9 protein-coding genes are annotated in these 12,688 nt (G+C 56.1%); 1 reads left to right on the forward strand and 8 read right to left on the reverse strand.

The annotated features are described in order from the left end of the window. Positions 1–7: 7 nt before the first annotated feature. The 8 genes from OSO_RS0136785 to OSO_RS46580 form a co-directional block, all read right to left on the reverse strand. The gene (locus tag OSO_RS0136785; protein WP_010587767.1) at positions 8–1,699 is read right to left on the reverse strand and encodes a hypothetical protein; all 1,692 of its coding nucleotides are present in this window, start codon (positions 1,697–1,699) and stop codon (positions 8–10) included. 52 nt (positions 1,700–1,751) lie between these two features. Then, on the reverse strand, positions 1,752–4,217 hold the full coding sequence (locus OSO_RS0136790) for a hypothetical protein (protein WP_010587768.1): 2,466 nt from the start codon (positions 4,215–4,217) through the stop codon (positions 1,752–1,754). A 109-nt stretch (positions 4,218–4,326) separates the two neighbouring features. Next, positions 4,327–6,993 carry an N-terminal double-transmembrane domain-containing protein gene (locus OSO_RS0136795; protein WP_010587769.1) on the reverse strand — a complete coding sequence of 889 codons (2,667 nt, stop codon included), beginning with the start codon at positions 6,991–6,993 and terminating at the stop codon, positions 4,327–4,329. After that, entirely contained in the window at positions 6,990–8,138 is a 1,149-nt protein-coding gene (locus tag OSO_RS0136800; protein ID WP_010587770.1) for a prenyltransferase/squalene oxidase repeat-containing protein, read from the reverse strand. The genes OSO_RS0136795 and OSO_RS0136800 overlap by 4 nt, the downstream gene beginning before the upstream one ends. Positions 8,139–8,195: 57 nt before the next feature. Further along, positions 8,196–9,263 (reverse strand): thiamine phosphate synthase, encoded by a 1,068-nt coding sequence (locus OSO_RS0136805; protein ID WP_010587771.1) that lies wholly within the window; start codon positions 9,261–9,263, stop codon positions 8,196–8,198. A gap of 32 nt (positions 9,264–9,295) precedes the next feature. Beyond that, entirely contained in the window at positions 9,296–10,222 is a 927-nt protein-coding gene (locus OSO_RS0136810; RefSeq protein WP_010587772.1) for a phosphatidate cytidylyltransferase, read from the reverse strand. Between the two features lie 7 nt (positions 10,223–10,229). Next, positions 10,230–11,009, reverse strand: coding sequence for an undecaprenyl pyrophosphate synthase (locus OSO_RS0136815; protein ID WP_010587773.1), 780 nt, complete (start codon positions 11,007–11,009; stop codon positions 10,230–10,232). Between the two features lie 105 nt (positions 11,010–11,114). Next, positions 11,115–11,360: a carbon storage regulator gene (locus tag OSO_RS46580; protein WP_010587774.1), complete on the reverse strand. Its 246-nt coding sequence runs from the start codon at positions 11,358–11,360 to the stop codon at positions 11,115–11,117. Between the two features lie 226 nt (positions 11,361–11,586). Between OSO_RS46580 and OSO_RS0136825 the strand changes: the two genes are divergently transcribed. After that, positions 11,587–12,588, forward strand: coding sequence for a D-2-hydroxyacid dehydrogenase (locus OSO_RS0136825; RefSeq protein WP_010587776.1), 1,002 nt, complete (start codon positions 11,587–11,589; stop codon positions 12,586–12,588). Positions 12,589–12,688: the final 100 nt, after the last annotated feature.

A 12,688-nucleotide genomic window follows, 5' to 3' on the forward strand; every position in this document is an offset into this window, starting at 1 on the left:
CAACACCCTATTTCTTCTCGGTTCGAATCGATTGTTCACGTTTCAAGATCTCATCAAGTTGCCTCGCTGATTTCTTGTCGTCTTCGCTTGATTCAAGCAGCACCTCGGCCAGTTCAACGACGGAAAATGTGATGGATGGACTGTCCGTGCGTTGGCCAGGACGTTCGCCGCGCCAATCTTCGGCGTGCAGGACGACTTGGACGGTGTCTCCTTTTCGTAGCGAGTATCCCGACAGTGGAATCGGGAACCGACCTTGTCGTATCAGCATTGGTGAGTCTGAAGTTGTTGGTACCGGCTCGGTCACTTCGAACTTCGAACTGTCTTCGGTCTCGTGGGAAATTTCGATCGTTGCATGGATCGCAGCAATCCCGAAGTCATCAGTGGCCACATAGTCTATTCTCGGTTCCGCGGTGGGCAACACCTTGCGAGTGACTGCGGATGCCGTCAGGCGGGGCGCTCGATCGGCAACCAACCGCAATTGTCCGAGGATGGGACGTTCCAGCGAGAGTCCGTCTTGATCGACGACCTGAATCTCATACTTGATCGATTCACGCAGACAGTCAAATGGCGTGCCCGTTGGTAAGCTCCAGACGGTGGCGGTGGCCCCGGGCTCGACGGCCGACGCCAATTCATAGGTCGTATCCGCGACGAGCATTCGTGCCGACTGAAGTCGTTTGTTTGAGCACGTCAGTTCCAGTCGAGCCGCAGATCCTTCCAGAACCGAACGTTGCCGAGCCCCTCGGTCTGCCGATTCCTCGATCGAGGAAGAGACCGCATACTTCGGCCGTTCGATGTTCCAATCGACGTCGACAAACGGAAGCGGCACCACATCGATTGCGATCTGTCTTGAAACCGCGTCACCCAGCGCGAATGTGACATCAGTCGACTCGACAAGTTGAGTCAGGTTTCCACGGAACTGAGTCGCCTGATTCGCGATTGGCTGGAGTTTCACGCGAGTGAGAACTTCGTGCTTGAGGTTTGATAGCGTGGCAAAACCATTGGTGGGGATCTCTCCCTGAGCGCTCAGTTCAACGGCAATGGTCTGTCCGAATGGCACGCGGATTCGAGGTGGGGGACTAATGGAATTGAACGAGACGGGGTGACCGTTCATTGTCACGGAGGCAATCTGAGTTCGCGTCGGATACTGGTCCGATCGCAGGCAGACTCGGTTCCAGAAGATCAATGCATCGGCGGGCCATGTAATGATGCCAGCGATCAGCATCGTCAACATGCCGACGAGGGCCAAGGCGTGCTGTGACAGGCGATGCACGCCTTGGCCCTCGTCGAGAGTGAGCGAGCTGCCAAGCCTGGCGGCATCGTGCACGACTGCGGACGTCAGCTGTGCTGAACCCCATGTGACCGCGTGTGGCGATTCGAACTGCAACGCTGCGATCAAGGAACTATCGAGTTGATGCTTGCGTTCTACGATCAAGGCGATCTCTTCGTCAGATTCACGGGGCGCAATGAATGGCAAGACCCGCTGTTTGATCAACAGGGATAGAATCCCCATGACACAAAGGTTCAAGCCGATCCGTGCTGCGATCGAAAAATTGAATAGTCGGTCGCAGGCGTACCAGGTCACAAGTCCCCCGCACAGGATCGTCAATCCCAGGCAGCCTGCGGTGGCAAATCGAATGGCCGCTCTTCGCTGCTGAAGCGATCGGATTCGAGTTCGGAGATCGGCGAGTTCTGTGGACATGAATAAGAAAACTTTGCGGCCTATTGGACTCGGATGATTTCATGCATCAACGTTAATTCAGATTCACTTGCTTCCTTAAGAACCACTCGACCGACAAGCAGCCGATGACGGTGCCAAACATCAGCCAGTTGTTCCAAAGGGGAATGATTTCCAGGCTCGTTTCCTTTCGCGGATCGGGGGTGAAATCGTGGATGAAGTGATTGACATTCAGTAAATCATACGATTTGCCGTTCGTCTCAGTTGCGATGCTGGATTGCAACGATTCATTTCGAACGGCGCTGCGCCGTTCCAGAGAGACGTCGGTGACCTGGAATTCGAGCTCGGTCACCTCGTTCGAGCTCGGGTCGTTCACCTGCAGCCGGTATTCGCCGACCGTCGCCACTGGCAATCGAGTTTCGAATACACCGGGTTTGAGCTGCGGAATGCTCATGGTTTGCAGGCGGCCTGCATTTGCTGTCGTGGAGGGACGCATGAGTGTTGCGGTGAGTCGTCGTTCACGAAGTTGCTTCTCATCGAGTGGTTGAAACTCGCGATCATACGCCTCGACGGTGACAAGGACTTGGTCATCTGGGTGATACGTCGTCTGGTCCGTCCTGACGACGAAACGTTTGTGGCGACCCAAAGCGTGACTTAGTCCCAAGCGGTGGATCAACTGGCCCCAAAACTGCCGATAGAATGTTTCACCGTGAAGTCGACGCAGCCGCCACATTTCATTGAATCCAATATAGACCACTTCGCCGCGGCCGTACTGCCGAATGGCAATCAGAGGTTGAGCGGTCTGGCCGTCGGCGCACTTGTCGGTCGGATGCTGCGCGAGCACACGAGTTCCACGTGCCTCAACGCGAAGGGCCGGCTGGTACCAAGGGAGTTGCCCCAGGCTGTCCCAGCCATTCAGCGGTTTCTCGGGCGAGTTTCCAATTCGCATGAAGTCATACTGCAAGGCGGCCGACGTCAAGCTCAGTGTGAAGCCATTGCCATCGCGACGCTTGACATCGGCATCGATCACCACGGGCAACAGGTCCGCCAGTGGTGTACCGGCAAGTTGCCCAGGGCCAAACCGTGGACCCGCGATGACGACCAGGCCGCCGCCGAATTCACTGACAAACTCTTTGGTCATCTCGCAGAAACGATCGCTGAGCGCCGTGCGGGGCATGTCACCCAGGAAGATGACGTCATTCTCGAAAAATTCGCTTCGGGGTGGGGTCAGAGTGGAAAGAAAGAGTTCGTTGGTTTCACGCACGATCGGGTCGGCCGAACGGATGAAGGTTCGAAAGCCCCGCCGTCCAATGAGTTTGTCGCGATGAAAGACTTCTTTGATGAACCGCCATTCCCATGTCGGTTCGGATTCGACGTACATCAGCCGTAAGAAGTCGTCGATCACAGTCACTTCACGCTCGGCCTGGTTGTTTTGTGTGATCACTTCACCTTCGATCGGATCAACCTCGGCCACAAGGATGAATCGACCTGCGGAGTCTGGCGTGTACGAGAACTCGACCGTGGAACTGTTGCCGGTGAGCGTGGAGGTTGTTTCCCCAATCAATTGGGAATCTGCGCTCGTCGATCCAAAAGGGCGAATCGACAACCTCGTCTGCACGGGTGTCTCATCGGCGTCGTTCTTGTGGATGACGACATTGATTGTGGACGATTCTGCTTTCTTGATTTTTGACGTCGCAATCAATTCGACGCTCAAATCGATCGCGCTCTGTGGCCCGACGCCGACCGTAAATACGGGGACTCCCAATTTCTTCGCAGCCGCCAATGCCGCCGTTCCCGAATTCTGATTGAAGTCACTCAGTACGAGTACCGCAGACAAACTTTCGGTAGTGCGCTTTCGTGCCAGGTCTTCGAAGGCATCACCCAGTGCGGTCATGCGACCCGTGGTCGACCAATCACGCGCGATCGCACGACCCTCGGGCTGATCATGGGTGATCAGTTCCCGAACACCGTTTGATTCGGCGAAGGTGAAGAATTGCAGCCGGAACCGTTTCGAAAGCTGTTCAATCAGATTCTCTTTCTTGCGTGCGAGCAGGGCACGGGCGTAGTCAACCCGAGCGATCAAATCATCCGTTTGCGATGGTTCGCCCACAGAGCGTTCAGGCTGCGAAGAACTTGCTGCGAGATACCCAGGCATGTCGACAGCCATCTCCAGGCGAGTTTGGTCGGCAGCAGGAAGCTGGTCGGGAATGGACATGCTGTCACTGCCATCGAGCAGAAACCACATCACGGGCTTATTCAGGCTGACGAAGCTCAGTTCGACAATTGGATCGGCAAGTACCAGGAAGATCAGGCAGAGCGATACTGACCGCAGCACGGTCAGCGCGACATTCGTGGACGATGAAACGCGGCGTGGACGATCGAGGTAAAACCAGATTGTGGTTGCGACAAGTGCGAGGCCGCCCAGGACCACTAGGACGGGAAATGCATGTGCCCACGAAGCGGCGAACGACAAGCGGGCAGAGTCAATCTCTGACACGTTGTCGTGACCTAGCAGCCAGCCGATCGTCTTCGTCAAGTTCATACGTCGCGTGCAACCCTCTTGAGAATAAGCACACTCACCAATCCCGAGTTCCAGGTGAGCCGAGATGCGTTAGCACTCGGATCTGTATTCTCGTTCATCGCCTTCCGTGTCACCCGGCTGAACGGCGCCGAAGCCGCGAAAACAAACGACGATCGCCAGCAACAGGCCAGGCGAGCATTCCCATCTCGAACAACAGGCAACCGAGTGCGCACCACCCCAGCGCTTTTGAGAGTTCGTATCCTTTGCGAGTCCCTCCGTCCAATCCGATCGGTTCATCGTACGCCAGCACATGCGCATCATCGTTTCCGATCAGATGCTCAAGGTCGTGCTTTGTGAGCACAGACAGATCGGATTCCGATTCCGCGCCATTGACGGTCAACGAAAGAACTTCGGTTGCGTCCATTGCCGCGTCGCTTGTTGTGGTCTCGAATGGCGCTGACGTGATGACGTAGGTTCCCGCGCTCAAGGGGCGTCGAATCGTCGCCTTGGCAAGGGAGGCGTTCAAAAGATCCATCGGGAGCGGATTGTGTTCGCCGGACGGCCGAATAACCGCATACACCAGATCGCGCCGATGCTCGATTGGCTGAACAATGAGCTGCCCCGCATCGTACGTTCGTCGGGGAAATGTCTGGTCGATCAATTGAACGAATGTGCGATGAAACAGATACATCGCACCGGAACTTCTTAACAAATTCCAGTTGGAGCTGACGCCACTGGTAAACAGTACAACTCGACCCGCACCAATGTGACGTTCGACGGCAAAAGGTTCGTGATTGCCTTCAAACGAAGCGAGAACACGTGGTTGACTCTGCCCGACCTTGGTTTCTGGTGACTGGAATCGCGCGATTTGTGAAAAGGGAGATCGCCAGGCCCACCAGGCCGGTTCCGAAGTCCTTGGTGGTGCGTGATTCGAGCGTGACGCGACCGGTTGGTCGAGATTCGTCCGCAGGTCGAATGCCTGTTGAACGTTTGCTTGTTTGATCTCATCGAGGACCGTCGAGTTCAGAATGACTCGAATTGCTTTGAAGAACGGAGTGGACTCGAACAGTGCCGACAATGTTTGCGGGTCTTCGCCTTCGATCTTTAGTCGATCGTCTTGCACCGACGAAAAATCGACATAGAACGGTGTGAGTTGCTGGGATGCTTCTTCCGGTGTCTGTCCTAAGAAACTCGCGTCAAGCGGTGCTGGCAGGATGCCATTTCCGTTTCGCCAGGCTTGGTCGGTCCATGCCGCAGGATTGAATTGTCCGCCAGCGAGAATGACGAGCGGTCCGCCCTGTTGGACGAATTCGTGTAACAACGAAACGAATGCCTCGTCCGGGCGTTCAATCCCACCGATGACGACCAGTCGCGCTGTTCGCAGCGTTTCTTGCGATACCTGGTCGGCCCGCAGATGCGAGATTCGAATTAGTGGACGTTCGGAGTTCGAATTCCTCAATCGAGGCGACATCAAGTGACGCAGTGCATGGGTTTCGCCGATCTGATTCTGTTCGACCTGCTCACGATCCCCATATTGGTCGATGAAGATCACTGGGATTGATGTTGTGACCGGCACCGCAATTTGTTGTCGATTGTCGGTGGGGAGCTGATCGACGGATTGACGGTCGGCATGAATGATCAATGAGGCGATGGCCCAGCGTGGTTGCAGCGGATCGGCTGTCCCGTCGAACTGATAGGCAAACTCGATTTCGCGATCCAGACCTGGAAACATCGTCGAGGTCTTGCTGGCGACTTCGATTCCGTCGATCCAGAGTTCGGCTTGAACATTGAATGATTCGTCGGCAGTCTGCGTTCCCTCGGATGGAGTCTGATTGGTCTGGAGTCGTGCACGAAACCGACTTGGTGACTCCGTACTCGCAATACCCTCTTCGAGGTGGAAATGCGAGACCCAAAGATTCCTCGCCGGGCTTTGGGTCACATTGACAACCTGCCATCCTGCGAGTTGCTGGGATTCAGCCGGTGAGATTTTCTGCCAGGCTGACGCCTGCGCATCTGTGAGCAGGACAAAACGCTTCTCTGCGACGTCCGTCATTTGTTGGCTCGCACGTTCGGCCAGTTCGAACCCATGACGCAGGCCGCCTTCGGTGTCGACCAGTTTGAGTCGATCGAGTGCGCGCTGTGCTCCGGATTTGCTGCGATACGCGTCGAGTGTGGTGACCTCTTCGCTGCCAGCAAGTGGAATGATGGTGACGTGACTGCCAAGGGGCAGGGACGCGATGAATGACGCGGCAATCGTTCGCGCGCGATCGAACAAAGTGCCACCAGCAGACTCCACCCCCATGCTGCGACTATTGTCGATCAAGAGAATGGCGTGGACCGGCGTCTTTGAAGTCGTTGTCGAGAATGTTTCTGACGCTGTCTGTCGTGTGATGCTGGAGAACGCAAAACCGGCCGCAATCAGACTTGCGACGAAACCCGCCACGAGTGATTTTCGTCGTGGAACCTTTGATGTGGCCCACGCCGTGGCAAAGGTGATTGTCGCTGTACCGCTGACAGCCAGCCAGGCAATCTGTCCGAGGGATTCAGCGGAGGTGCGATGGATGAAGGGGCGTGCCAGCAGAAATCCAAAAAGTAAGACCGCCAGCATCCGCATTACGAGCAACAACACGTCTCGAAGATGTAAGACTCGGCGGTGGCGTTCCATCGCTTCCCGCAGGAATGCCATGGCTCCCCAGTGCACCGTCTTGTAGTGCCGACGATTCACCAGATGGATGAAGATCGGTACGGCCGACGCGATGGCACCGGCAATGGCGAACGAAGCGGCGTCAAATCTCAATTCTTCGCTCTTCCGGTCTCGATGGCTGTTTTGTCGAGTAACCCTTCGATCTTACCTTCCTGAAGGATTGGTAAATACCGATTGGGGATTGCCAGGATGAAGCACCCGACAGCAGTCCCGTAAAGCAATCCTGGCTTTCCATGCACCCATCGCGTGTCGCGCCACGAGCCTTCTTCATTCGGGTTTTCGGACTTCCGAAACTGCGATTCGATCAGATAGTCGCGAAGAACAGGGTAGTTTGTCCGCCAACTGTTTCCGCCGGATTGATACAACGCCTGGCCGACGTAATAGAGTGTGTAAGCGTCGAAGGGAACTTCGCCACTTCCTTTCACGGGTGTCAATCGGGCGATCTCTTTGGCGAGATAGTCCAGATTCTTGGGAATTCGCCAATCGTCATACTGTCCGAATTCCTGCAGACAAACGACACCGCAAGCCGCCATGGCGACGGTGGTTCGATTGCCATCGTAGGTGAATTTTCCGCCACCCTCTTTGGCTCGTTCTTCCAAGCCGCGAGCGCCATTGTCGGCTTTGTAATGTTCTCGGACTGATTGCAGTGCGAGTTTGATCACGTCATTGCGAACTTCAAATCCGCTGTCGACAGCGCTCCGCAAGGCCTTGGCCTGCATCACGGAAAGGCTGAGGTCGTGTCCGTGTGACTGGCGTTTGGCGCGATAGTCCCAGCCCCCGTCATCGCATTGAGTATTCGCGATGATCTTCAACGACTTTTCAAGGGTTTTGCCGATTTGTGGGTCGTCCGTCATCCCATAGGCCTGGCCCAGCACAAATGCCGCCAGCCCATGATTGTAGAGGTCACGCTGTGCATCGGCGATGTTGAGAAGGCCGGACGGTTTGGCGTTCTTCACGACATACTTGAGTGCTCGGTCGACGTGATCGCCATAGGGACCGCGGCCTGGCATGTGGCCAGCGGACAGAAACGCGAGTGCTCCCAGGCTGACTAGCCCCAGGTCATTCGAATCCCAGTTTCCCTGAGGTCCTTGCGTCTTGGCGAGCCATGCGAGTCCCCGCTCGAGAGCCTGGTCACCTTCCGGCGCAATTTCCCATTCGTTTTGCGCAAACGCGGGGACAATTATCGCCGCAATCAGCAAAGGTATCAGCAGCAGTCGAAGGCAGGTCGAAACAGGCATGGGGCACGTCGGGTCAAGGCACGTCGATGATTGCCGGTGGAGGATCGGAAGTTCTTCTTAGCCGAGTCGATTCGATTGATGATCTTTCATTAAGACGTCGAGCAGGTGCTTTGCTGCGACGGCAGGAGACGGGGTGCGACAGATCGCACCGCTGACGGCGACGCGCGTTGCACCGGCTCGCACGACTTCTTCAATATTGCTTGTATCAATGCCACCGATGGCATACCACGGCAGACGAATCTCGGCCGCAACTTGAGCGACAAAATGGGTCCCTGGAAACTCCGAGAAGGACTTGGTCCCGCTTTGAAAGGTGGGGCCCACGCCCAGATAATCTGCTCCGTCCAGGACCGCCGCGCGTGCTTGTTCGATCGAGTGTGTGGAAACGCCGACGATGCGGTTGGGGCCAACCACACGCCGTGCGTCGTGAACGGTTAGCTCGTCTTGTCCGACGTGAACTCCGTCGGCTTCACTCACGACGGCAATGTCGGGGCGATCGTTGATGATCAACAGCGCCTCCTGGCTGGCCGTCCATTTCCGCAGGCGCCGCGCCAAGTTGACGAAATCTCGATCGCTCAACGTCTTCTCGCGCAACTGGATCAGGCGGACACCCGCATCGAGCGCTGATTTCACGACAGACTCCAAGTTGCTGGAGCATTGCTGCGACTGAACGAGTACGTACAAGCGTTGTGAATCCAATCGTCGGCTCGCGGATTCCGTGCGAAGCACTGCCTTTTCCAGGCTGTAAAGTTGATATCGCAATTGTTCGAAACGCGGTGCGGTCGATGGGGCGATCACTTTGCCATATTCTTCGAGCGTCCGCATCGCCTCTTGGGATCGTTTAAAAGCCGCCTGGACGACGTCAATGGCCGATGATCGATGAGACTCGGCTGCGGTCGTAATTGTTGTCCCAACATCCTGCAACGTATCGCGGGCGGACAGCAGGCTGGACTCGGGTAGTTGAGCCATGATCTCGGCCAGTTCATGCCGACGTTCTTTGAGCAGCCGCGACAGGTGTGCGTCGTCCAGGACAAATCGAGCGAAGTCTTCGATAACACGCAGACCTTCGCGAGTGCGATTGGCGGACGCATCCAGGATTCGAAATGTCTCGTTCAGATAATCGGTCACCAGGTATCCTCTTCGACTGCGGGCTTGGCGCGTTATCCGTCCGTGACGTGGATCCAGGTTGCCAGAGGCAATGCTTTCCACAGTACATAGGCCACGGGGCCCGCATACAAGACGCTGTCCATCAGGTCGAGCAGTCCACCGAATCCTGGCACCAGGCTCGACGAATCTTTCTTTCCCACATCACGCTTGATCAGCGATTCGCACAGGTCGCCGACCAATCCTGTGACGCCCAGGATCAGTCCATAGATGGCGGAAGCATACCAAATCGGTGGCAGCCAGGTGGATTGACCAGTCGGAGTAAACAGGGGAGTGGAGTAGTGCAGCCACGCCACCGCGCTGGTGGCCGACCCGACCAATGCCCCCACCGCTCCCGCCCAGGTTTTTCCGGGCGACAGATGGGGGACCATCTTCCGTCGTCCAAACAGGCGCCCGAAAAAGTAGGCTCCGACGTCACCTCCTTTTGTGACGAAGAGCAACGAGCCGATGACCAGATATCCAGCCTGGCTTCCCGCCACCCATCGCAACTGGGCCACAACGCCCAGCAACACGCCGACATAGCTGACGATCAACAGTTCTGCGCCAAGTGTTTCCATGCTGGCCCCGGGTTCGCGATAGCGATAGGTTGCCAGGAGAAATAACACCAGGATTGTCATCGCATACGCGAGCATCACCTGCGCGAGTGTATTGTCATCAGAGGGAATCCTGATGGGCATATGACCGAAGCGTCCCCACCAGGCGGCGGCGGCGACCAGCACGCAACAAGCGGACACGATGATCTTGTTCGGTGTAAATGAGCGAGTCCAAAGCAGGTCGACCATCTCGCCTGCGCCGCAAATTGCCAGTCCGATCACGATGGTCAGAAAGATCGGCGCGGACGCCCCCAACTGGGAATCGAGGTAAAAGCACCCGAAAAACAGAGGGATCAGAATCGCGGAAACAAGAAGTCGCCAACGCAGCATGCTTGCCTCAGTTTGACAGGCCCCCGAACCGCCGGTTCCGTTGCGCGAAATCACGCAGTGCTGCAAACAGCTCATCTTTGTCGAAATCGGGCCAGCACTTTTCGGTAACCCAGAGTTCAGCATAGCTGATTTGCCAGAGCAAGTAGTTACTGACTCGCATTTCGCCTGCTGTCCGAATCACAAGATCTGGGTCGGGCATCCCCGCAGTATAGAGATGAGCTTCAATTGTTGACTCATTGATCGCATCGGGATCAAGCCGTCCCGCAGCGACTTCGCGCGCAATCGCCTGCGCGGCGTCGGCCAGTTCGCTGCGACTGCCGTAGTTGATCGCCAGACACAGGCGCATGCCGGTGTTTTCACTTGCGACTTCGTACGTTCGATCGATCTCGCGATTCACCCCTTCGCCCAAAGGTTCGCGTCGACCGATGACCGAGAACCGGAGATTCTGCCGGGCGATCTCGGCCCGTTCTTCGACGAGATACTGTTCCAGCAAACGCATCAGCAACTTTTGTTCAAGTTCTGGGCGCTTCCAGTTCTCGCTGCTGAAACAATACAGCGTGAGCTGCTGCATGTTCAGACGTGAGCAACACTCAATGATGCTGCGAACGGTCGACACACCGCGGCGGTGGCCTTCGATCCGTGGAAATCCACGGGCTTGGGCCCAGCGACCGTTTCCGTCCATAATGATCGCCACATGTCGCGGCAGGCGAGCGGCGCGCAAATCCAGCGCGGCAATCTGCTCGGATGAATACGGTTCATCGGCAGAACGCCTGTGGCTAGCAGTCATCAAATGGGATCCAGGTGAACTGGATGGTACGGTCGTCGATGCCATTCGCGTGAAACCTCTGCCGGATTGTGTCCGCGCGGTCACGCAAAGGGCAAGCCTGCGACCTTAGAGAACTGAAATTGCGAACGAATGGAACGGCTCGAATTCGAATGGAATTGACTTTGCCTCGACGTCGTCGTTGTAGCCAAGGTCTTCATCTTCGGAATTCAGAAAGAGAACTTCTTCGCGATAGGTCGGTGACGCATTGGGATCGATGATGCCCAGCTTGACCGAATCATAGCGGACTTCAAGCACGCTAATCTCGACCTCGCCGACCATCAAAGAATCATTCAAACTCAACAAGCACTGCATCGGGCGACCTCATGAGGGGCATGAATCGAGAGATGCCAGAAGGTTCCATGGGGAACCGACACGGGGCGGTATTCTGCCGTCACACCATCACGAGAGCAAGTCGAAAAAATGATGTTTCTCAAAGTAAAAAAGTCACTCGCGTCGATGCTTGACAGCGTCGGCTGAACCTTGTTCAAACTGCAGGCGAACTCATCGATTGATCTCGCGCGAGGAATCGTCATTCAACATGAAGCTTGTGATCTTCCCTGCCATTGGTGAGGCACGCCTGGCACGTGTACTTGATGCCGCCGGTTCGATGTGCGTGGTCAATGCCGAAAGTCTTGAACGGGCATTGTTCGAAATTGAGCAAGCAGATGCATTCTTCGGTAAGCTCACGCCGCCCCTTTTGGCGCGGGCCAAGTGCCTGCGATGGGTGCAGTCGCCGACGGCCAGTCTGGAACATTTTCTATTTCCCGAATTGATCGAACATTCCTGCGTCTTGAGCAATATGCGCGGACTGTTTTCCGATGTGGTTGCCGATCATGTCATGGGGTTTGTGCTGTGTTTCGCCCGAAACCTGCCTCACTATTTTCGCAACCAGTTGCGGGGCGAGTGGTCGCCGGCAGGCGATCAAAAGTATGTCGTGGAATTTGTCAGTGGCCCTGGCACGACATTGCCGATGGACCTCGCGCATCAACATCTGTCCGATTGCTCGTTGGGCGTTGTTGGGGTTGGACACATTGGTTCTGAAATCTTGCGTCGCGCATCGGCGTTCGGAATGACCCTGATGGGCGTTGATCCGAACACGCGGCAGGTGCCTGACGTGTTAGACGAAGTCTGGCCGCTTGAGCGACTGAACGAATTGTTGGAAGTGGCCGACTACGTCGTCATTGCTGCTCCACATACGCCCGAGACAACCAAGCTGTTCAATCGCGATCGCATCAGGCAGATGAAGTCCACTGGGGTGCTGATTAACATCGGTCGCGGCGCGATTGTCGATCTCCATGATCTGACGGCATCGCTGCAGGCGCAAGAAATTGGCGGCGCCGCGCTCGACGTTTGCGAAACGGAGCCATTGCCTTCGGATCATCCCTTGTGGCGAATGCCGAACGTCATCATCACACCGCATGTTGCCGCGGCCTCGCCTCGGATCGCCGAACGGCATTTGGAAACGCTGGTCGAGAATGTCCGTCGATTTGTCAGCGGACGGCCGCCTGTAACTCAGGTCGATAAACGATTGTGGTATTGAACTGCGAACGACGCATTCGAATTGTCGTGTCGATCTCGTCGCCAACCTGTGGCACACTTGATTTTGAATCAACAAGGAATCTCCTACCCCTTGGAGGGGC

The organism is Schlesneria paludicola DSM 18645 (genome assembly GCF_000255655.1).
GTDB lineage: Bacteria > Planctomycetota > Planctomycetia > Planctomycetales > Planctomycetaceae > Schlesneria > Schlesneria paludicola.